Raw genomic sequence first — 20,826 nt, 5'->3', positions numbered from 1 at the left:
AGCTGCGCCAGTCGTTCGCTACGAGCGCGCCACAATCGCCGCGAGGCGGTCGAGCACGGGCTCGGCGTTGATCGGTACGCGGTCGGCCATGAACGCGTACGTGACCACCCGCCCGTCCTTCGTCGTGGCCAGTCCGGCCAGCGTGTTGACGTGGTTGAGCGTGCCGGTCTTGGCGCGTACGAGACCCACCTGGCCCTTGCTGTCGCTCCCGACGAAACGCCGGCCGTTGCCGAGCGTGCCGGAGAAGCCGGCGATCGGCATCCCGGAGGCGACGGCGCGCAGGCCGGGCTGGTTCGCGGAGCCGGCCAGGGCGATGGCCTTGGCCAGGGCGTTGGGGCTGATGCGGTTGCGGGTGGACAGGCCGCTGCCGTCGTCGAGTGAGACGTCCCGCGCGATCCCGAGTCGCTGGAGCACGGCGGCGACGGCCTTGGCGCCGCCCGCGAAGGACGCCTCCTGGCCCTCCTTGAGCGCCACGTGCCGCAGCAGGGCCTCGGCCATGTCGTTGTCGCTGCGGGTCAGGGTGTGCTCGACAAGGGCGTAGAGGGGGGCGGATTCGACCTTGCCGAGTTCGGGGGCGCCGGCCGGGGCCTTGGCGGGGCGTACCGACTTCGAGACGGTGATGCCCTCCTTGGCCAGGAGCCTGGCGAAGGCGGTGGCGGCGTACTGGGCCGGGTTGGCGACGCGCGGGGCCCTGTTGCGGGGGTCGGCGCGGCCCACGTCCATGGTCAGGGCGTGGACGGGGGCGACCTCGCCGTCGGGGATGTAGTTGGGCTTCCAGCCGCGGGCCTTGGTGATGCCGGTGAAGAGCGTGGAGTCGTAGGAGAGGGTGACCTTGCGGACGTTCTGCGACTTCAGCTTGGCGGCGGTGCGGTCGGCGAGGTCGGACAGGCGGGCCTGCACCGGGTAGTCCTCCTGCTTGGCGGCGGGGCCCGCGAGGAGGGGGTCGCCGCCGCCGACCAGGACGACGGTGCCGGGCTTGTCCCCCTGGACCGTCCTGGTGGACAGGCGGGCGTCGGGGCCCAGCGCGGCCAGCGCGGCGGCACAGGTGATGATCTTCGTGGTGGAGGCGGGCGTGACGGCCGTGTCGGCGTTGGCGGCGTAGAGCTGTTCGCCGGTGACGGTGTCGATCACGACGGCGCCCACCCGGCCACCCAGTGCTTTGTCACCCAGCGCACTGGCCAACTGCCGCGTCAAAGTACCCTTAGTCGGGAGAGGTCCGTCTCCTGACCTCACCGGAAGCTGGGCCAGCACTGGTCCCGCGGTGACCACGGGGATGGGGGGAGAACCTTCCGCCGGGGACGCCGTCGGCTTGGTCGGTGAAGACCCGCTCGTCAGCGCGCTCAGGTTGAGCTCGGTCGTCATGGCGTAAACGCCGATGACGATCGTGAGGGCTTGGAGCACGGCGAGCGTGGTCAGCATCACCCACCGGTCGTGCCGCGCCACGTCGCCCGCCCTCTCTGCTGTGTTCGCCTACGAGACATTAACGCCCAGCCGGGGGTGCCCGGGGGCCTGAGCGGAGGAACCGCGGTGGAGTTCGACGTTGTCGTTGAGATTCCCAAGGGGCAACGGAACAAATACGAAGTGGACCACGAGACCGGGAAGATCAGGCTTGACCGGCTCCTGTTCACCTCCACGCAGTACCCCGCCGACTACGGCTTCATCGAGAACACCCTGGGCGAGGACGGTGACCCGCTGGACGCCCTGGTGCTGCTGCAGGAGCCGACCTTCCCCGGGTGTTACATCACGTGCCGGGCGGTGGGGATGTTCCGCATGACGGACGAGAAGGGCGGGGACGACAAGGTGTTGTGCGTGCCGTCCACCGACCCGCGCATGCATCACATCCAGGACATCCATCACGTGTCGGAGTTCGACCGGCTGGAGATCCAGCACTTCTTCGAGGTCTACAAGGACCTGGAGCCCGGCAAGTCCGTCGAGGGCGCCAACTGGGTGGGCCGCATCGAGGCCGAGGCCGAGATCGAGCGCTCCTTCCGCCGGGCCAAGGAAGAGGGACACCACTGACGGCCGTCCGTCATCGGGGCCTGGTGGCGCCCACCAGGTCCCCTCTCCAGATCGAGGTGACCCGCACCACGTCGCCGGTCTGCGGGGCGTGCACCATCTGGTCGCGCCCGACGTAGATCCCGACGTGGTGGATGGTCGACGGGTCGGCGGCGGCGTGGGCGAAGAACAGCAGGTCCCCGCGGCGTAGCTGGTTGAGCGGCACGTGCGGCCCGGAGGTCCACTGGGTGCCCGTCCAGTGGTCGAGCCGCACGCCCGCCCGCTCCCACGCGCGCATCGACAGCCCCGAGCAGTCGTAGGTCGCCGGGCCGTCCGCCGCCCACACGTACGGCTTGCCGAGCTGGGTGAGCGCCCAGTTCGCGGCCACGTCGCCCATCGCGGAGCCGCCGGTGACCAGCCCGGCCAGGGCCGCGTCGCGCCGCCTGGCCAGCAGCTCCGCGCGGCTGCGCGCCGCGTCCACCGCGCGTTGCAGGTCGTCCTTGCGTGCCGTGAGCTGCCTGGTCTCGCGCTGCTGCGCGGCCACCGCGGCCTCGGCGGCGAGCTTGGCCAGCCGGGCGCGTTCCGAGGCGGCCTGGCGGGCCGCGTAGGCGTTCCGCGCCTGGGTACGCAGGATCGCGGCCACCTCCTGGGCGTCGCGCATCCCGGCCAGGATCGCCGACCGCTCGCCCTTCAGGTGGCCCAGCACGCCCGCCCGGTGCAGGAACCCGTCCATGCCGCCCTCGTCGAGCAGCATGCCCACGACCGGCTCGACCGTGCCCAGCCCGCCGTGGCCCTCGGTGGCCAGCAGCGCCACGTCCTGCCGGGCCGTCTCGACCTCGGCGTCGGCCGCCGCCAGCCGTACCGTGGCCTGCTGGTGGGCCTGTTCGGCCTGGCCCAGCCGGACGACCTCCCCGTTGTACGCCTCCACCAGCCGTCCCACCTCGGCCGCCAGTTCGTCCAGCCGGGACTGGGCGGTGGCCAGTTCGGCGGTCGTCCTGCCCAGCTCCCGCGAGCGCTGGTGTACGGTCTGGCGGGCCTTCTGGACGTCGCGCGAGGTGGGGTCGGGGTCGGCCTCGACCGGCGGGCACCAGGTCACGAGCACGCAGCCCGCGAGGAGCCCGGCCCGAAATGCGCGCATAGGTCCCCCTGAAAGCAAATGGTAACTCTATGCACACAGTTCCCGGCAATGCCCTCACGTAACGTAATTATCCGAACGCTTGATCAGTTTTGGCCAGGGCTGGTGGAGGGCTCCGTGCCGGGCGCCGCCTCGGTGGGGGTGGGGGTGGCCGGCTCCGTCGGCGTGGCCGTCGGGGTGGGGGTCTGGGTGGGAGTCGGCGCGGGGGTGGGGGTGGGGGTCGGGCAGGGGGTACGGGTGGCGGGGCCGGACGGCGGCGGCTCCTCGGGCGACGTCGGCTTCGGCGGCGGCCCCTCTCCAGGTGGCTCCTGCTCTCCCGGCGGAGGCGGATCTTCCCCAGGCCCCTCTCCAGGCCCCTCTCCAGGCCCTTCCCCAGACGGAGGATGCTCTGCTGAGGGCCGGGCCGGCTCGGGGCCGCCGGTGACGGGCGAGAGTGGCGGCCCGGCGGTGGGCCGTGGCCGCAGGTAGGGGGGCAGGAGGGAGGGCGGCCCCTGCGTCGGCGGCGCGGTCATCATGAGCGGATGCGCCGCGGTGTCGTCGACGATGGGGACCACGGTCAGCGGCATGTCCTGCGGATCACCCTCCCATGGCAGCCGGATGCCGGGCGGCTCCCCCGTCGCGGGGAACGCGGCCGTGGCCACGCCGCTGAGCCCGCCGTTGTCCCTGCCGATCTGGTCGAAGATCATCGCTATCGCCACCACGGTCGCGACCGCCGCCACCGCGCCCGCCACAGCCTGGGGCCACCTCCGAACCGGTTTCTCGGTGGGAACGGGAAACCCGGCGGCTCCCAGCAAACCCGTACGCCTGGCGACATAACGCCGGTAGGGCAGCAACTCGGGATCCAGGAAGCAGCTCATCACCCGGATGCGCAGGGCCTCGGGCAGCACTGCCGCGGGCAGCAGCTCGTAGACCTTGACGGGCGAGACCTCGCGGGTGCGGTGCGGCGCGCAGATCTCGCACCGCGGTAGGTGCCTGACCAGGTGCTCGCGCATCTCGTCGGTCAGCTCGCCGGCGGAACCGGCCATGATGCGGGCGCGCCGCGGGCAGTCGTACGGCGCCTTCCTGGCCAGGACCTCGACGGTGATCGCGTCCCGCAGCCGCTCGCGTGCCCCCTCAAGCAGGAGCTCCACCTGGCGCGGCGGCATCGTGAGCACCTGGGCCAGCTCGGCGGCGGGCAGTTCGTGCCGGTGGACGAGCTCCAGCACCTCCCTGTCGGCCATGGGCAGGCCGCGCACGGCGTTCCAGGCCATGACGCGCAGGTCGGCGTCCCCGGGGTCGTCCGGCGCCGGCGCCTCCGCCAGGGCCTCGGCCGCGCCGGGCGGCGCGGCGGCACTGCGGCGCAGGCACTCGGCCCGGGCCAGCGCGTACAACCAGGCACGCAGCCGGTCCGGGTCGGCCAGCGCGCTCGCGTGCGCCTCGGCGGCGATCAGCGTGTCGCGGAGCGCCACCTGGGCGCTGTCGGCGCTCAGCAGCAGGGACCAGCAGTAGCGGTAGACGTGCCCCGCGTACGCGTCATAGAGCGCGGTGAGCGCTCCTGGGTCACGGGCGCGAAGTGCTTCGACCAGGACGCGATCATTCATGTTACCGAAGGTAATGGATCGGTAACTTGTAGTTCTACCGGTTCCAGGCTGATGGCATGGCTTGTCGGCGAGCGCACCAGAATTCTGTGCGGATAAATCGCGCTAATTGCACAGATTACTGCTTATATTCCGACACGATGGCCGTACTCCGGTCCACCGCGAACGGCTCACTCGTGGGCTTGACCGTGTGCATCGGCACGGCACCGCCGAGCGCCAGGTCCTCGAAAGGCCGGCCGGTGGAGCCCCAGGTCCTGGCCGCGATCTCGGTCTTGGCCACCTGCGTGCCCTTCGGCAGCCCGCTCACCGTGAGGATGAAGCGCGGCGGGCTGCCCGCCTCCACCTCGTCCACGAACGTGCTGCCGCCGCCGAGGAGTTTGCCCGCCTTGTCGCGCAGCAGCGCGTTCACCACGAGCGTACTCGCCGATATTTGATAAGGATTATCGACATATCCCGTAATAAGGTATGTGCCGTCCTTCTGGCGCATTGTCTGGACGCGCGTGATCGGGAACCGCTGGAAGGCCGAGGCGATCCGCGCCGCCGGCCGCCACCGCGCGGGACGGTACTGGATCGTCACCTTCTCCGGCTTCTGCGCGACGCTGGACTGCCCGGTGAAGGGCAGCGAGCCGCCCGGCGGCACGGCGTCGAGCGGCTGGTCCATCTTGAGCACCTCGGCGCCCTTGGCGTCGTGCCCGACGATCGTGGCCACCACGTGCTCGCCGAAGTGCCACGGGTTGGCGTTGTCGAGCACGCCCGACCAGTTGACGGTGTACCCGTCGGCGGACTTGACGATGTTCGAGGCCTGCTCCTTGAGAGAGAGCGGCTTGAGCTCCAGTACGGGCTTCTCCTCCGTGGCGCACGCGGACAGGCACATTGCCCCGAGTGCGAGGAGGCTGACGGTTCGGCTGCGCGGGATCACTTTGCCGTGATAACCCGAGCATGGTACGCCTGGCACGGGACACGCGCCGGACGTACCAACTCTTTAGACGTTCAACCTCTTTGGACGATCAACGCGGCCGGACCACCCTGGTCTCGTCCCAGACGGGCTCGGCCGACTCGTAGACCGTGCCGTCGGAGCCGAAGACCAGATAGCGGTCGAAGTCGGCGGCGAACCAGCGGTCGTGGGTGACCGCCAGCACCGTGCCGTCGAACGCCTCCAGGCCCACCTGCAGCGCCTCCGCGCTGGCCAGGTCGAGGTTGTCGGTCGGCTCGTCGAGCAGCAGCAGCGTGGCGCCCGACAACTCCAGCAGCAGGATCTGCAGGCGCGCCTGCTGGCCGCCGGACAACGTGTCGAAGCGCTGGTCGGCGATCAGCCCGGCCAGCTCGTAGCGGGCCAGGATCTTCATGGCCTCGTTCTTGAGCCTGGCGTGCTCGGTCATGACGATCTCGACCGGGGTACGGCCGAGCAGGTCGGGCCGGCTGTGGGTCTGGGCGAAGTGTCCGGGGACCACGCGGGCGCCCAGCCTGGCCCTGCCCTCGTGGGCGACCTGCTCCCCCGCCAGCAGGCGCAGGTAGTGGGACTTGCCAGAGCCGTTGGAGCCGAGCACCGCGACGCGCTCGCCGTACCAGATCTCCAGGTCGAACGGGCGCATGAGGCCGGACAGCTCCAGCCCCTCACAGATCACCGCGCGCTTGCCCGTACGGCCGCCGCGCAGGCGCATCTTGATGTTCTGGTCGTTCGGCGCGGCCTCGGGCGGTCCCGCCTCCTCGAACTTGCGCAACCTGGTCTGGGCCGCCTGGTAGGCCGGGGCCATGCCGTCGTTGTAGCGCGCCTTGTTCTTGAGCATGTTGACCAGGGTCTTGAGCTTGGCGTGCTCCTCGTCCCAGCGCCTGCGCAACTCGTCGAGGCGCTCGTTACGGGCCTTGCGGGCCTCGGCATAGGTACGGAAGCCGCCACCGTGGATCCAGATGTTGCCGGACTCGACGGTGATGATGCGGTCGGCGGCGTTGGCCAGGAGCTGGCGGTCGTGGCTGACCAGCAGCACGGTCTTGGGCGTCTCCTTGAGCTGCCGCTCCAGCCATTCCTTGCCCGGGACGTCGAGGTAGTTGTCGGGCTCGTCGAGCAGCAGGGTCTGGTCGGGGCCGCGCAGCAGGGCTTCGAGTACCAGGCGCTTCTGCTCGCCGCCCGACAGCGTGGACACGTCCCGATATTTCACGTTTTCAAAGGGGGTGCCGAGGGCGGCGACCGTACAGGTGTCCCAGAGCACCTCGATGTCGTAGCCGCCGGCGTCGGTGTAGTCGCTGATGGCCTGCGCGTAACGCAGCTGCGTCTTCTCGTCGTCGCGCTCCATCATCGCCAGCTCGGCCTCGTCCAGCCGCTGCGCCGCCTGCCGCACGGCGGGCGGCGCGACGCCCAGCAGCAGGTCGCGGACGTTGCTGCCGTCGCGCACGCTGCCGATGAACTGCCGCATCACACCCAGCCCGCCGGAGCCCGCCACACTGCCCTCGACGGGTTGCAGGTCGCCGGCGATCAGGCGCATGAGCGTCGTCTTGCCCGCGCCGTTGGGCCCGACCAGCGCGGCCTTGACACCCTCGCCGATCCTGAAGGACACGTCATCGAGCAGTGGCCGCCCGTCGGGCAGCACGTACGTCAGATGTCCTACTTCTACATGGCCCATCCCCGCAGGCTAGCCGCCCCGTTCCCCCCTCGGCACCCCAATTTCGACCGGCCGATCAGGGAGCAGCCCCCCGCAACGGCTCCGTCTCCACCAGACCCGCGATCGCATGACACAGTTTCACATCCGTGGTGAGGAGCGGGATGCTGCGATCAAGTGCCAACTGCGCGAAAACGGCGTCGTACATGCGCAAGGTGTGTCGGAGGCGTCAGCCACGGGACCCTTCTCGCAGCCGGTCCAACTCCTCATCGACGCCCGTCACATCGCGCATCTTGTCGCGGATTCGCTCAAGGGCCTCGGCCGCTGCCATACGGCGGCTCGCCAGAAGGTTCTCGCGGACGAGCGCGATCACCGGCTGCACCCGATCTTCGGGAAGCTGGTCGACCAGTGAGTGGAGCTCCTCGCGTATCGCGCTCATGGCGTCAGTCTACGTTCCGGCCCGTCTGCCACACGTCCGTTGGCGCGAATGGGCCCTAGACAGTAAGTGATCTAATGACTAGAACTGTAGGGAATCCCCTCCCCCCATAGGACAAGTGATGACGCGACTTCGCTCCGCCCTGGCACCCCTGGCCATCGCGTTGCTCGGTCTCACGGCGGCGCCGCCGCCGGTCTGGGCCGAGACCCCCGTGACGCAGGCGACCGCGGCCTGCGCGCCCACCGTCAAGGGCGCCACCACCAACGCCCGCCTGACCAGCCTGTTCACCAACTACGGCAACGACAACAGCCGCCTGGACGACTGGACGGGGGCCGACGGCACCTACTCGCTGCGGCTGCCGAGCGGGCGGGAGTTGTGGATCTTCTCCGACACCTTCCTCGGCCGGGTCAACCCCGACGGGTCGCGCCCGCCCGTGGTCGAGGAGGGCGGGACGACGGTCTTCCTGAACAACTCCTTCGCCGTCGAGCAGAACGGCCGCCTGTCCACCATCCACGACGGGACCACGGCGAAGCCGACGGCCGTGATGCCGCCGCGCGACAAGGACCACTGGTTCTGGGCCGGGGACGCGACCCTGGCCGGCGGCATGGTCGAGGTCACCTACCAGGAGTACGAGCGCTTCGGGTCCGGCACGTGGGACTGGCGCTGGCACCGCAACGTGGTGGCCAGGTTCGCGCCCGGCCGGCTCAACCAGCCGATCAGCGTGCACGACCTGCCCTCGGGACACAAGGTGGCGTGGGCCTCGGCGACGCTGAAGGACGGGGGTTACACCTACGTGTACGGGGTCGAGGACCTCGGCTCGACCAAGTACATGCACATCGCCAAGGTGAAGGGGCAGAGCCTGCTCGGCCGGTGGGAGTACCTGAAGGCCGACGGCACCTGGTCGGCGAACGAGGCGGACTCGGCGCGGGTGATGAGCGGGGTGGCCAACGAGTACAGCGTCAGCAAGGTCGGATCGGGATATGTCCTGATCACGCATGACACGTCCGTGCCGCTGAACCCGGAGATCGTGGCCTACTCCTCGTGCTCACCCTTCGGGCCGTTCACCGGCAAGCAGCACGTCTACACCACCCCCGAGACGAGCGGGAACATCTTCACCTACAACGCCCACGCCCATCCTGACGTGGCCGGAAACGGGCTGGTGGTGTCGTACAACGTCAACAGTTTCGTCAACACCGACCACTACCGTGACGTCACCATCTACCGGCCGAGATTCCTGGATGTGACCTTCGGGTGAGGCGCAATTGGGCGGCCCGGCTGCGGCAGGGCACGATCGGCGGGATACGGGCGGTCACGCTGGAGAACGAACGGCTGCGCGTGACCGTGCTGCCCGGCAAGGGCGGCGACGTGGTGGAGTTCCTCCACAAGCCCACCGACACGGACTTCGTCTGGCTCTCGCCGCAGGGGTTGCGCGACCCGCGCGACCATCTCCAGGGCGCGGCCGACGACGTCGCCCAGTTCATCGACCACTACGAGGGCGGCTGGCAGGAGATCTTCCCCAACGGCGGCGCGCCCAGCGAGTACCGGGGCGCGCGGCTGGCGCAGCACGGCGAGGTGTCCGCGCTGCCGTGGGAGTGCGAGGTCGTGGCCGACTCGCCGCAGGAGGTCGCGGTACGGCTCAGCGTGCGCACGCGGCGGCTGCCGTACCGGATGGAGAAGATCATGAGGCTCCGGTCCGGTACGGCGGCGCTGGAGGTCGAGGGCCGGGCGACGAACGAGTCGGGGCAGCGGCTGCACGCCATGTGGGGCCAGCACATCGTGTACGGGCGGCCGTTCCTGCACGCGGGAGCCAGGATCCGGCTGCCGCAGGGCGTCGGCGTGATCCCGCACGAGACCGCGATCAACCCGCCGGCCCGCAGGGTCAGGGCCGGCGGGCCGTGGAAGTGGCCCACGGTGCCCGCGGACGGAGGCGGCGAGACGGATCTGAGCGTGGTGCAGGAGCCCGGCTCGCCGAGTGACATCGTCTACGTGACCGGCTTCCAAGAGGGTTGGTACGAAATTTCGGGGCACATCGGTATGCGGGTGGAATGGGATGCGTCCGTGCTGCCGTACCTGTGGATGTGGCAGGAACTGGGCGCGTCCACCGGCTACCCCTGGTGGGGACGGGCCTACACGGTCGGGCTTGAGCCGTTCTCCAGCATGCCGACCGACGGCCTGGCGGCCGCCGTGGCAGGCGGCACGGCGCTCACCCTGGAACCGCATGAGACAAAGGTGCTGACGTGGCGCGCGGAGGTCATGGCATGAGCGAGTTCAACGGCAAGGTGGCGCTGGTCACGGGCGGTTCGATGGGCATCGGACGGGCGGTGGTGGACCGGCTGGCCGCCGGCGGGGCGTCGGTGGTGTTCTGTGGTGTGAACAAGGACGCCGACACAGATACCGACAAGGACGGCGGGCGCGTCACCGGCAGGATCGCCGACGTGCGCAGGGCCGGGGAGATGCGCGACCTGGTGGAGCTGGCCGTGAGCCGGTACGGCGGGCTCGACATCGTGGTGACCTGCGCGGGCGTGCAGCGCTACGGCAGCGTCGAGGACACCTCCGAGGACGTCTGGGACGAGGTCATGGACATCAACCTCAAGGGCGTCTACCTCACCTGCCGGGCGGCCGTCCCCAGGCTGCGCGAGCGCGGCGGCGGCTCGATCGTCGTCATGTCCTCGGTGCAGGCGTTCTCCTCGCAGGCGCGGGTGGCCGCCTACACCGCGAGCAAGGCCGCGCTCAACGGCCTGACCAGGTCCATGGCCCTGGACCTCGCGGCCGACGGCATCAGGGCGAACGTGGTCTGCCCCGGCTCGGTGGACACCCCCATGTTGCGCTGGGCGGCCGACCTCTGGCGGGGCGAGTTGTCGCAGGAGGAGCAGGTGGCGCAGTGGGGCCGGGCCCATCCGCTGGGCCGCGTGGCGCGGCCGGAGGAGGTGGCGGAGATGGTGGCGTTCCTGGCCGGGCCGCGTTCCTCGTTCATCACGGGGGCCGAGCACCGCGTGGACGGCGGCCTGCTCGCGCAGAACCCCGCCGCACTTCCCGAATAGCAATTTCAACAATGGGAGGCCCACGGGTTCCTCCATTCGATCACCCGAGCTGGCAAGAGTTGCGTCAATGCGCCGAACTCGCACGTCATCACGCTGATACGAGTGACTGTGCGGGCCGGGGCACGCGACCCTCACCCGGGCGCGAAGCTCTTCAATGGATCGGCGAGTCATAACGGCTCGTATTCGATTCGGCGCGCTAAGTTACGGCTCGAAATGACTCACTGATCGAGGAGAGACCTGTGAGGCTATCCAAGAAGGCCGCCGGCTTCGTCGCCGCGGCCGCCCTGTTCGCCGCTGTGGCCCCCGCCGCCACCGCCGTGGCGAGCCCCCGCTCCACCTGCTACGGCGGACGCGTCTGCCTGTACGCCGGCTTCGACTACAACCGCGGCCAGGTCGACCACTGGCGCGACTTCGTCAAGGACGACTCCAACCTCGAAGACAACAACTGGCTGAACTGGGACTTCAGCAACTCCTGGCACAGCATGAACAACGAGACCAGTTCGATCAGGAACCGCGTGGGCTGCAACACCACGCTCTGGCAGCACCCGGGTTACACCGGCGCGCACAGCACGTTCACCAACAACTCCAACGACGGCTTCCTGGCGAACAACGCCGTCGGCAACAACCGCACCAGCGCGATCGACATCTGGTGCCACTGAGTAACAAAGGGAGTGCCGGTTTCCGGGATTGGCCGCCGGAAACCGGCTGCCGCGGAGTTGTTCTCGCGAGCACGCTGCTGCTGATGACGACCGCCGCGGCCTGCGGCGCCGACCAGCCCGCACCACCGGCGCCCGCCAGGGGCGTCACCTCCGTCTCGGAGCTGGTGCTGCCGTTCGACGCCTACAAGACCGCTCCCGGGCAGCGGGCCGTGCTGGGCAACGCCCACAACCAGCTCGTCGTACGGTGCATGCGCAAGCTGGGCATCACCCTCGCCCCACCCGCCGAGGACCCGACCACGCTCGCCGCGGTCGATCCCGGCAACTCCCGGCGCTACGGCGTCACCGACACCTCGGCGGCCAGGACCCACGGATACCACCTGGCCAGGCCGCCCTCTCCGGACACGACCGGCGCCTGGGCCGGCAAGCTGCCCAGACGCGCCCGCCACCGCCTGTACGGCACCGCGGCCGACCGCGGCTGCCTGGACCGTGCCACGCACACCCTGGACAAGGGGGCGCGCAAGGCCGACTGGCCGTGGCTGGCCCTGCAGGACTCGCTCACTCTTGAGCAGGCCGCGAAAGACCCCTCCGTGACCGGGGCGGTCAAGCGCTGGCAGTCGTGCATGGGCCGGGCGGGCCACTCCTATCCGGCTCCCGAGGCCGCCATCGCCGACAGCCGCTGGGATCTCGACGAGCCGGCCGTGAGCGAGGAGGAGAAGCAGACCGCGACCGCCGACACCGTGTGCAAGTGGTCGTCGGGCCTGGTCACCGCCTGGTACGCGGCCGACGCCGACCTGCAGCGGGCCGTCATCCGCGACAACCCCGACCGTTTCGGCGCCCTGCGCGCCAACCTCAGGCAGCGCCTGAGCCGGGCCTCACACCTGCTCGCCCAGCACGAAGGCCGCAAGGTCGGCTGACTGCCGCAGCCGGCTCGGCTCGTGGACGTACATCATGTGACCTGCCTCGTAGTACTTGAACTCGATGCCCGCCGCCAGTTCGGCGGGCACCGGCAGGTGGGACAGGGTGTGCTCGGCCGCGTAGTACGGCGTCGCGCCGTCGTGGTATCCGCAGGCCACGTGCACGCGCAGGTGCGGGTTGGTCCGCATGGCACTGGCCAGCTTGTCCACGACGGTGACGTGCGCGCCCTCGAACTCCTTGTACGACCACGGCTGCACGCGCGAGGTGAGCACCTCGTACGGCAGGTCGTTGTTGTAGTTCAGCTCCGTGCGCAGGTAGTGGTTGAGCGCGGCGCTGTAGGGGCCCATGATCGCGTTCATGCTGGGATCGGCCTGGAAGCGCTCGGCCCCCGCGTCCGGGTCCGAGCCGGTGAAGCGGCCGTCGAGGCGGCCGACGGTCCGCCTGCGCGGGCGCAGCACCTCGGTGAAGAAGCGGTGGTGCTCGATGCGCAGGTTGACCCGGTCGACGTACTCCTCGCTCAGCCCGGTCAGCGCGGCGATCCTGGCGACCGCGGCCGAGCGCTCCTCGGCCGTGAGCCGGGAGCCGCGGGCCAGCACCCACGGGTATTCGCGCTCGGCGTACTGCTCCGCCTCGCGCAACACGTCGGCCAGCGGCCGGTCCCCGTGCAGCCCGTGATAGTGCGCGATGGCCGTATAAGTCGGCAGGAAAAGGCTGTAGGGCAGGTCGTTGCCCTTGGTGAAGCGGATGGTCTGGAAGTCCAGCACCGAGGAGATCAGCATCACGCCGTTGAGGAACATGCCGTAACGCGACTGCAGGTGGTCGGCCAGGCCGGCGGCGCGCAGGGTCCCGTACGACTCGCCGGCCAGGAACTTCGGCGACATCCACCGCCCGTTCCTGGTGGTCCACAGCCTGATCACCTCGCCGACCGACTCCAGGTCGCCCTTGAATCCGTGGTACGGCTCCGCCTTCTGCCCCTCGGCGGCCCGCGAGTACCCGGTGGAGACCGGGTCGATGAAGACCAGGTCGCTCTCCTTGAGCAGGCTCTCCTCGTTGTCGGCCAGCCCGTACGGGGGCGGCAGCAGCGCTCCCGCGTCCCCCATCACGACCCGGCGCGGCCCGAGCACGCCCAGGTGCAACCACACGCTCGACGAGCCGGGCCCGCCGTTGAAGGCGTACGTGACGGGCCTGCTCAGCGGCTCGGCCCCGTCCAGCGTGTACGCGGTGACGAACATCTCCGCCTTCGGGCGCAGCCCCTCGAACCTGCCGTCGGTGATCACCTCCTCACGCAGGACCATGGTGCCGGTGGTGGCCGTGTACGACTGGCCGGACGGCAGCGTGTGGGAGGTGGTGACCAGGTTGTCCGCGGGAGCGGCAGGCTTGGACTCTTCAGACATATCGGTTAATTATGGCCCTACTTCTATGGATATTTCCGGATCGGCGAAACGCTCGTTGGGGACCGTGGCGTACCAGCCTGGCCGCCCCGGATCGCGATCATACGGATAGCCCCCTATTTCCCGATAGAGCTCTGCATAGCGGGCGACCCGCTCCGGGTCCAGGTCCACTCCCAGCCCGGGACCCGACGGCACGGCGATGGCGCCCTCCGAGTACGCCAGCTTGCCGCCCTCGATCACGTCGTCCGTGAGCTGGTGATAGTGCGCGTCGGCGGCATAGGTCAGGTTCGGCAGCACCGCGCCCAGGTGCAACATGGTCGCGAGCTGGATCCCCAGCTCCCCCGACGAGTGCACCGCCACCCCGAGCTGGAACGTCTCGCACACCCCCGCCGCCTTCACGCACGGCCTGATGCCGCCCCAGAACGTCGTGTCAAGCAGCACCACGTCCGCGCCTCTGCGCAACACGTTCGAGGCGAGCTGCTCGAAGTTGACCACGACCGTGTTGGTCGCCAGCGGCACCCTGACCTGCTCACGCACGGCCCTGAGCCCTTCGAGCCCCCAGACCGGGTCCTCCAGGTACTCGTTGTTCAGGTCCTCGATGGCCCGGCCGAAACGCAGCCCCTCGGCCACCGACAACACGGCGTTCGGGTCGTACCTGAGCCGGTCGTCCGGGAACGCGGCGGCCAGCGCCCGGTAGCACTCCAGCTCGTAGTCCGGCGGGAACACCCCGCCCTTGAGCTTGTGCACGGTGAACCCGTGCTCCCGCTTGAGCCGGGCGGTGTGCTCGACGAGCTGCTCGGGGGTGCGGATCTCGGGATGGCCGTCGGCGGCGTACCGGAAGAACAGGTACGACGCGAACGGCACCTCATCGCGCAACCGCCCGCCGAGCAGGTCGCAGACGGGCACCCCGAGGTGGCGGCCGACGAGGTCGAGGCAGGCGAACTCGATCGCGGCCAGAAGCTGCGTGCGGTTGTTGTAGAGCGAGGCCGTCGGATTGGCGATCTTGAAGCGCAGCGCCTCCAGGTGGAACGGGTCGTGCCCCTCCAGGTACGGCTTGAGCGCGCGGAAGGCCGACTCGGCGCTCTCTCCGCCGCCGCCCATCTCCCCCAGGCCGACCAGCCCGTTGTCGGCCTCGACCTCGACGATCGTGCGCACGAACCGGCCCCAGTGGGCGCCGTTGCTGTGCCGCAGCGGCGCCTCCAGCGGCACCGCGACCGTCGTGGCCCGGATGTCGACGATCTTCACTGACGCGTCCCCCTGACGACGGCCACCCCGCACGCGGGCAGCGTTACCTCGGTGCTCTCGCTCCCCTTCACCGACACCCTGACCGTGACCGGCTCGGGGGCCAGCGACTGCAGCCGCACCCCCTCCCAGCCCAGCGAGGTGATCAGCACGTCGGGATGGTCCACCGACACGTACGTCTCGCTGACCTCGGGGCTGTCGGTGATCAGCGCGCCGACGAACGGCTCGGTCAGCCCGGCTGCCAGCTCCGCCCCCAGCCTGGTGGCAGGGGCGCCCGCCCGCGAGGTCACCGCGTAGCGGAACGTGGTCTCGCCCTGCTGCTGGGCGGGGAAGTTGGTGTCCCAGATGTTGTTGAGCGCCCAGGAGTACACCGTGCCGTCCTCCTGGTCGAGGGTGGGCGGGAACGGCGCGTACGGCATGTGGATGGTGCCGAGCTGCACCAGCGGCGCCTCCATCGTGGCCCAGGCGATGGTCAGCTCGGGGTCCTCGAAGGCGATCCAGTGCCTGATCGGCAACATGTACTCGGCCGAGCCCGGCACCCTGGGCACGTCGGGGCCGCCGACACCGCCGGTCAGCTCCCACGCGCCGGGCTTGCCCGCGGCGAACGGGAAGGACAGGAAGACCGCTTCCTTGGCCGGGGTGCCCTGCTTGGCGAGCTGGTAGGTCAGGTCCAGCCGGGGCACGCCGTGGTGCAGCTCGATCGTCGTGCGGATCCAGTCCACGCCCTTGCCGCGCAGCTCCACGACCAGCTTCTCGCCGACCGCCGTGCGCTTGACCTCCTTGATGGCGGCGTGGGTGCCGATCGCGCGGTCGCCGAGCAGGGTGCGGTCGTGCGCGCCCACGTGTCCCGACAGGTGGTTGAAGTGCGGGGCGGTGGCGTAGCGGTCGTAGACGTACTGGCCGAAACCGCCCGCCGCGTCGCCGTTGACCAGCTCGCGGCCGGCCCGCTTGTCGAAGATCGAGGAGATGTAGCCCTCGCGCACGTCGTACGCGACCCGGTAGAACTCGTTCTCGATCACCCCGTTCTGATCGAGCTCGACCGGCTCCGGAGCCTGAGTCTCCCCCGGGACGACGTCCACCCGCACATAGCTGTATCCGGAAATCTCCGGCACGACGGCGTGGAGGTGCCGTCCGATCGGCCGGGTCGGCCAGTCGTCCGGATCCACCAGCTCCTCGTGATGCGGCAGCGTGTCGCCCGTCCTGGCGTCCACCAGCGCGATCGGCACGTCCACCCCCACCACGTCCCTGGGCAGGAACGCGCGCACGACGTCGGTGCGCGCCCGCGTGGCGGGGTTGAAGACGGCGAACGAGGCCAGCGCGCCGCCCTCCGTACCCGACTCCGACAACGCCGCGCCGAACCTGCGCACGCCGGCGTGCAGCAGGTCGGCGGCGTCGTCCTGGGCGTCGTACGCGCCCGACGACTTGCGCGTCCACTGCAGCCCGCCCGAGTCGCCCGCCTCCTCGGCGTCCTCCCACGGGTTGGCCGCGCCCCAGGTGTGCTCGTTGAACAGCGCCACCTTGTCGTAGGCCGCGTCGATCTGCTCGGTGGCGTCCACCCCGGCCAGCGTGTGCAGCGTCTCGGCCACCCGCAGCGCCGACTGCGCCCTGCGCACGTACCCGAGCGGGCGCGCGCCCGACCCGAGCCCGTCGGCCCACCAGTCGGTCCAGTCGCCCTCGTGCACGGCCAGCCGGTCGTGGTAACGCTCCTCGACGTGCTCGAAGAAGTCGCTGTTGACCGCCGAACGCAGGCGCGGGTAGGCCCACTGCTCGTTCCACTTGCGGGCGATCGAGGCGGGCACGATCGAGGGCCCCGCGTTGTCGGCGTGCGCCCCCTGCACCCGCAGGTGCAGCACGTCCAGCTCGTACGGCTCCTTCGGCGCGTCCGGCCCCTGCCATCCGAACGTACCCGGCCCGTACGGATACCCGCGCGTGGCCAGCGCCGACAGGTAGCGCGGCAGCAGGTCGTCGGCCAGCTCATAGGAGTCGGTGAGCCCGACCGTGTTGCCCTCCATGTACGCCATCCCGTGCGGCGTGTCGGTGAACCACACGAGCAGCTCGTTCCCGCTGGGCGCCCGCCACCGGAACGGCCTGGTCAGCTTGTCACCGCCGTGCAGGTAGGGCACCGACCTGCCGGCCCAGTTGTGCGCGGCGGCCAGGTAACGCACCCCGGCCGAGTTGAGCGCGTCCACCAGGCCGACGACGGCCCCGGGCACGTCGGTGTGCATGGCCGACTTGGTGGCGAAGCCGAAGCGCCGCTCCAACTGGCCGGTGAAACGCAGTTGCCGGTGCAACTCCTCGGTCGAGCACGCCTCGGTGTGCAGCTGGAAGGGCAGCGCGGTCACCTCGATCGAGCCCGCCCTGGCCAGCGCCGCGAACGACTCCACCATCTCGGGCGGCCTGGCCTCCAGCCACTTCAGCGCCGGCATCGACGACTCGACCGACCACCTGAATTTGGCGTCGTCGGGCCAGGACGCGGTCTCCTCCGCCAGCCGTACCGCGGCGTCGAGGTAGTCGAGGTGGTGGCGCAGCACCGTGCCCTGCGGGTCGGTGTAGCCGATGTCGAGATGCGAGTGATGCACCACGAACACGTGCCACTTGCGCTGCGGCGTCACGGTGACCTGCGCGCTGCCGACCACGCCGGCGTCGTCGCGGCACTCCAGGGTCAGTACGCGCGGCGCGTCCACCTCGGGCACCAGCAGCGTCACGTCGCGGCCGGTGGCGCTGTCCACGCCCACCAGCACGTGGGTCAGCGGCTCGGTGCTGGAGACCCGGACCGCCTGGCGGCCGTCGTGGGTGAACAGCGGCAGCACCGCGACCCGCACCTCGACCCCGCGCACGCTGATCACGGGCGTGGAGGTGTCGTCGCGCAGCGCCTGCCTGATCCCGTCGTAGTCAGGACTTCCCAGGCTGCGCTGGAGCAACCGGCTGGTCATTGCACACTCCCTAGTGAAAGGCCCCTGGCGAACAGGCGCTGGGTGCCGAGGAACAGCAGGACGGTCGGCAGCGAGACCACCAGGCCCGCGGCCAGTCCGACGGGGACCGGGGTGCCGGCGTACACGTCGGTCATCAGGCCGGCGATGGCGGTCATCACCGGGCGTACGTTCTCGGTCTGGGACAGGGTGAGGCCGAAGACGAGGTCGTTCCAGATGAAGGTGAACTCCAGGATGAACACGGCCGTGAGCGCGCTCAGCGACATCGGCAGGTAGATGCGCCAGAAGATGCGCCAGGTCGTGGCGCCGTCCATGCGGGCGGCCTCGAAGATCGAGAAGGCCACGCCGCTGTAGAAGTTGCGCAGCACGAACGCGCCCAGCGGGGCGTTGATCGCCGTGTAGATGAGGATCAGGCCGAGGTGGGTGTCGTACAGGCCGGCGTCGCTGTAGCTGACGAAGAGCGGCACCAGCAACATCTGGGAGGGGAAGACGGTGCCGCCGAAGATCAGCAGGAACCACCAGAAGCCGTGCCGCAGCCGCAGCACCACGATCACGTACCCGGCCAGCGCCCCGATGAGCACGCCGAGCAGCGGCGAGACGATGCTGTAGAGCGCGGTGCTGGCCAGGCTGCCGGCCAGGTTCGCGCCTTCCACGGCCTTCGCGAAGTTCTCCAGCAGCGCGAAGTCGCCGGACGGCACCCACGCGCCGGCCGGGTCGTAGGCGTCGGCCGGCCGCGAGGCGTTGACGAGCAGCAGGTACGTCGGCCCGAGCCAGACCAGCCCGAGCACGATGAGCACGATCCGCCTGATCACGTGGCCGTCACCTGCCTGCGCAGGTAGAGGTAGGACGCCAGCCCCGTCACGACGGTCAGCATCACCGCCACCGCCGAGCCGTAACCGTAGTCACCGGCCACGAACGTCTCCTTGTACATGGTCACCGCCAGCGTCTCGGAGTTGCGTCCGGGACCGCCCTGCGTCATCACCCACACGATGTCGAACGTCTTCAGGCTGGACACCAGCGCGAGCCCCACCACCACGGCCGTCAGCGGACGCATGAGCGGCCAGATCACGTGCCGGAACAGCCGCCATCCCGCGGCGCCGTCCAGCCGCGCGGCCTCGATGGGCTCCTTGGGGATGGACTGCAGCCCCACCACGAACAGCAGCGTGTTCACGCCGAGTTGTTGCCACGTCCAGACCGCGAGCATGGCGAAGGTGTTGGCCGGGGCCTCCTGGAGGTAGGCGGTGTCCGAGCCGAGCAGCAGGTTCGCGATGCCGCCGTGGGACAGTACCGGGCTCCACACCATGGCCAGCCCCGCGCCGCTGAGCGCGTACGGCAGCATGAAGGGAACCCGGTACCACGCGCCGCCCTTGAGGTCGTAGGACAGCACGGCGACCAGCAGCCCGAGCCCGACCGGCAGCACCATCGTGCCGATCACCCAGATGAGCGTGTTGCGGGTCGAGGTGAGCAGCGCCGCGTCGTCGAACAGCTTGGCGAAGTTGGCCAGGCCGGTGAACACCGGCGGCTCCAGGCCGTCGTAGCGGGTCAGGCTCAGGTAGGCGGTGTACAGGAACGGCGCGTACAGCAGCACCGCGACCAGCAACGCCGCCGGCGCCACGTAGCCGTAGCGGAACCGCCCGAGTATGGGGGCACGCGTCATTGGTGCGTGCTCCAGTACTCGTCAGCCTCCTTCTGGATGGTCTCCAGAACCTCCTTGTACGTGCCGGGCTCGGTGACGAACTTGCTGAACCCGTCCAGCGCGGCGCTCAGAATGGGCGGCGGCGTCGCCTCGAAGTAGCGGTTGACCAGGCGGTACTTCCCGCCGCCCGCGTCCTTGGTGACCGCGCCGAGCGCCTTGTCGTCGATCGTCACCTTCGGGTTGGCGCTCACGTCGCCCCGGCTCTTCGCCCACTTCTCCTGGGCCTGCGCGCTCGTCCACCACTTGAGGTACTTCGTGCTCGCCTCCGGGTCGGCCGCCTTGGTGAGCGAGCACAGCGGGCCGCTCTCGAAGATCATCGAGGTCTTGGGGAGCGCGGTGTTGACGTTCGGGATGACGAAGAAGTCGTAGTCGGTGCCCGGTTTCATGTTGCGCGAGGCCATGCTGGTGTTGAACCAGGTGCCGAACGTGACCATCGCGGCCTTGCCGGTCTTGAGCACGTCGCCGGGGTCGGTCTTGTCGCCGGGGTTGATGAAGTAGCCGGCGTCGATGAGCTGCTTCCACCGCTCCATCACCTGGACCACGCCGGGGTCGGTGTACTTGGCCTTGCCGGTGGCCAGGCGGTCGTACAGGTCGGGGTCGGTGCCGGCCATGAGCTGCTCGAACCAGACGAAGGAGAACAACACGCTGGTGTGGTAGAAGGCTTTGACGCCGTTCTTCTTGAGCGTCTCGGCCGTGGCTACCAGGTCGTCCCAGGTCTGCGGGGGTTTGAGGTCGTACTTGTCGAAGATCTGCTTGTTGTAGAACATGCCCCAGTACGCGACGTTCATCGGCACGCAGTACTGCTTGCCGCCGACCGTGTAGTAGGGAACGAGGTCCTGTGAGAGGTCGCCCGCCTTGATCGCCTCCTGCCAGATGGCCGTGGTGTCGGCCACCTGCTTCTGCTTGACGATCTCTTCCAGCATCCCGCCGGTCTGCCAGGTGAACAGGTCGGGCTTGACATTCGTGCGGAAGCTGGCCTTGATGAAGGCCTGGTACTGCGCCGAGTCGGTGTATCCGGTCGGCTTCATGCCCAGGCCGATGGCCTGCTTGGACGTGGCGCCCATCTCGTCGAAATACTTCGTCCAGGCGCCCTTGTCGTTGTAGAGCGTCAGCTCGGTCTTCTTCTGGGGGGCGCCGCCGCCGTTACCGCCGCACGCGGCCAGGACGAGGGCCGCCACGCCGAGCGTGGCCAGACGAGAGCGGTACATGGGCCGC

The 20,826-nt window shown here is 69.7% G+C and carries 18 protein-coding genes; 6 read left to right on the top strand and 12 right to left on the bottom strand.

Going from position 1 to position 20,826, the window contains the following annotated elements:
• Nucleotides 1-18: 18 nt before the first annotated feature.
• Entirely contained in the window at nt 19-1,443 is a 1,425-nt protein-coding gene (gene dacB, locus AB0I81_RS40475) for a D-alanyl-D-alanine carboxypeptidase/D-alanyl-D-alanine-endopeptidase (protein WP_360668707.1), read from the bottom strand.
• 84 nt (nt 1,444-1,527) lie between these two features.
• On the opposite strand from dacB, the gene AB0I81_RS40470 reads away from it, so the two are divergent.
• Nucleotides 1,528-2,019, top strand: a complete 492-nt coding sequence (locus AB0I81_RS40470) for an inorganic diphosphatase (protein ID WP_043615308.1) — start codon at nt 1,528-1,530, stop codon at nt 2,017-2,019.
• Between the two features lie 10 nt (nt 2,020-2,029).
• Here AB0I81_RS40470 and AB0I81_RS40465 read toward each other — a convergent pair whose 3' ends face one another.
• From AB0I81_RS40465 to AB0I81_RS40445, 5 genes are all read right to left on the bottom strand, one after another.
• Nucleotides 2,030-3,133: a C40 family peptidase gene (locus tag AB0I81_RS40465; protein WP_360668704.1), complete on the bottom strand. Its 1,104-nt coding sequence runs from the start codon at nt 3,131-3,133 to the stop codon at nt 2,030-2,032.
• An 83-nt stretch (nt 3,134-3,216) separates the two neighbouring features.
• Nucleotides 3,217-4,710: a sigma-70 family RNA polymerase sigma factor gene (locus AB0I81_RS40460; protein ID WP_360668701.1), complete on the bottom strand. Its 1,494-nt coding sequence runs from the start codon at nt 4,708-4,710 to the stop codon at nt 3,217-3,219.
• A gap of 115 nt (nt 4,711-4,825) precedes the next feature.
• Nucleotides 4,826-5,626: a hypothetical protein gene (locus AB0I81_RS40455; RefSeq protein WP_360668699.1), complete on the bottom strand. Its 801-nt coding sequence runs from the start codon at nt 5,624-5,626 to the stop codon at nt 4,826-4,828.
• A gap of 88 nt (nt 5,627-5,714) precedes the next feature.
• On the bottom strand, nt 5,715-7,325 hold the full coding sequence (locus tag AB0I81_RS40450) for an ATP-binding cassette domain-containing protein (protein WP_360668696.1): 1,611 nt from the start codon (nt 7,323-7,325) through the stop codon (nt 5,715-5,717).
• A gap of 205 nt (nt 7,326-7,530) precedes the next feature.
• Nucleotides 7,531-7,740 (bottom strand): hypothetical protein, encoded by a 210-nt coding sequence (locus AB0I81_RS40445; RefSeq protein WP_360668693.1) that lies wholly within the window; start codon nt 7,738-7,740, stop codon nt 7,531-7,533.
• Nucleotides 7,741-7,858: 118 nt separating this feature from the next.
• Here AB0I81_RS40445 and AB0I81_RS40440 point away from each other — a divergent pair, with 118 nt between their 5' ends.
• The 5 genes from AB0I81_RS40440 (at nt 7,859) to AB0I81_RS40420 (ending at nt 12,351) form a co-directional block, all read left to right on the top strand.
• A complete protein-coding gene (locus tag AB0I81_RS40440; protein WP_360668690.1) occupies nt 7,859-8,992 on the top strand; it encodes a DUF4185 domain-containing protein in 1,134 nt (377 codons plus the stop codon).
• Entirely contained in the window at nt 8,989-9,999 is a 1,011-nt protein-coding gene (locus AB0I81_RS40435; protein ID WP_360668687.1) for a DUF4432 family protein, read from the top strand. Before AB0I81_RS40440 ends, AB0I81_RS40435 begins: the two co-directional genes overlap by 4 nt.
• The gene (locus AB0I81_RS40430; protein WP_360668684.1) at nt 9,996-10,778 is read left to right on the top strand and encodes a glucose 1-dehydrogenase; all 783 of its coding nucleotides are present in this window, start codon (nt 9,996-9,998) and stop codon (nt 10,776-10,778) included. The genes AB0I81_RS40435 and AB0I81_RS40430 overlap by 4 nt, the downstream gene beginning before the upstream one ends.
• A gap of 239 nt (nt 10,779-11,017) precedes the next feature.
• On the top strand, nt 11,018-11,437 hold the full coding sequence (locus AB0I81_RS40425; RefSeq protein ID WP_360668681.1) for a peptidase inhibitor family I36 protein: 420 nt from the start codon (nt 11,018-11,020) through the stop codon (nt 11,435-11,437).
• A gap of 83 nt (nt 11,438-11,520) precedes the next feature.
• Nucleotides 11,521-12,351 (top strand): hypothetical protein, encoded by an 831-nt coding sequence (locus AB0I81_RS40420; protein WP_360668678.1) that lies wholly within the window; start codon nt 11,521-11,523, stop codon nt 12,349-12,351.
• On the opposite strand, the gene AB0I81_RS40415 is transcribed toward AB0I81_RS40420, so the two are convergent.
• From AB0I81_RS40415 to AB0I81_RS40390, 6 genes are read right to left on the bottom strand one after another with little or no spacing between them, the layout of a single operon-like run.
• Nucleotides 12,310-13,746 (bottom strand): peptidase S10, encoded by a 1,437-nt coding sequence (locus tag AB0I81_RS40415; RefSeq protein WP_360668675.1) that lies wholly within the window; start codon nt 13,744-13,746, stop codon nt 12,310-12,312. The two genes, AB0I81_RS40420 and AB0I81_RS40415, sit on opposite strands and share 42 nt — an antisense overlap.
• Before the next feature lie 9 nt (nt 13,747-13,755).
• On the bottom strand, nt 13,756-14,988 hold the full coding sequence (locus tag AB0I81_RS40410) for an enolase C-terminal domain-like protein (protein WP_360668672.1): 1,233 nt from the start codon (nt 14,986-14,988) through the stop codon (nt 13,756-13,758).
• The gene (locus AB0I81_RS40405) at nt 14,985-17,918 is read right to left on the bottom strand and encodes a glycoside hydrolase family 38 C-terminal domain-containing protein (protein ID WP_360668669.1); all 2,934 of its coding nucleotides are present in this window, start codon (nt 17,916-17,918) and stop codon (nt 14,985-14,987) included. The genes AB0I81_RS40410 and AB0I81_RS40405 overlap by 4 nt, the downstream gene beginning before the upstream one ends.
• Complete coding sequence (locus AB0I81_RS40400; protein ID WP_360668667.1) at nt 17,915-18,727, bottom strand: carbohydrate ABC transporter permease; 813 nt, start codon at nt 18,725-18,727, stop codon at nt 17,915-17,917. Before AB0I81_RS40400 ends, AB0I81_RS40405 begins: the two co-directional genes overlap by 4 nt.
• Nucleotides 18,724-19,572: a sugar ABC transporter permease gene (locus AB0I81_RS40395; protein WP_360668664.1), complete on the bottom strand. Its 849-nt coding sequence runs from the start codon at nt 19,570-19,572 to the stop codon at nt 18,724-18,726. Before AB0I81_RS40395 ends, AB0I81_RS40400 begins: the two co-directional genes overlap by 4 nt.
• Nucleotides 19,569-20,819, bottom strand: a complete 1,251-nt coding sequence (locus tag AB0I81_RS40390; protein ID WP_360668661.1) for an extracellular solute-binding protein — start codon at nt 20,817-20,819, stop codon at nt 19,569-19,571. The genes AB0I81_RS40395 and AB0I81_RS40390 overlap by 4 nt, the downstream gene beginning before the upstream one ends.
• Between the last annotated feature and the right edge of the window lie 7 nt (nt 20,820-20,826).

Origin of the sequence: Nonomuraea sp. NPDC050404 (assembly GCF_040655495.1) — a bacterium.
Taxonomy (GTDB): Bacteria; Actinomycetota; Actinomycetes; order Streptosporangiales; family Streptosporangiaceae; genus Nonomuraea.
This window is presented reverse-complemented; position numbering and strand designations above follow the sequence as displayed.

Coding starts and splice junctions, on each gene's coding strand:
- AB0I81_RS40465 (WP_360668704.1), bottom strand. CDS start 3,133: ATGCGCGCATTTCGGGCCGGGCTCCTCGCGGGCTGCGTGCTCGTGACC.
- AB0I81_RS40460 (WP_360668701.1), bottom strand. CDS start 4,710: ATGAATGATCGCGTCCTGGTCGAAGCACTTCGCGCCCGTGACCCAGGA.
- AB0I81_RS40450 (WP_360668696.1), bottom strand. CDS start 7,325: ATGGGCCATGTAGAAGTAGGACATCTGACGTACGTGCTGCCCGACGGG.
- AB0I81_RS40445 (WP_360668693.1), bottom strand. CDS start 7,740: ATGAGCGCGATACGCGAGGAGCTCCACTCACTGGTCGACCAGCTTCCC.
- AB0I81_RS40440 (WP_360668690.1), top strand. CDS start 7,859: ATGACGCGACTTCGCTCCGCCCTGGCACCCCTGGCCATCGCGTTGCTC.
- AB0I81_RS40430 (WP_360668684.1), top strand. CDS start 9,996: ATGAGCGAGTTCAACGGCAAGGTGGCGCTGGTCACGGGCGGTTCGATG.
- AB0I81_RS40420 (WP_360668678.1), top strand. CDS start 11,521: ATGACGACCGCCGCGGCCTGCGGCGCCGACCAGCCCGCACCACCGGCG.
- AB0I81_RS40415 (WP_360668675.1), bottom strand. CDS start 13,746: ATGTCTGAAGAGTCCAAGCCTGCCGCTCCCGCGGACAACCTGGTCACC.
- AB0I81_RS40405 (WP_360668669.1), bottom strand. CDS start 17,918: ATGACCAGCCGGTTGCTCCAGCGCAGCCTGGGAAGTCCTGACTACGAC.
- AB0I81_RS40395 (WP_360668664.1), bottom strand. CDS start 19,572: ATGACGCGTGCCCCCATACTCGGGCGGTTCCGCTACGGCTACGTGGCG.
- AB0I81_RS40390 (WP_360668661.1), bottom strand. CDS start 20,819: ATGTACCGCTCTCGTCTGGCCACGCTCGGCGTGGCGGCCCTCGTCCTG.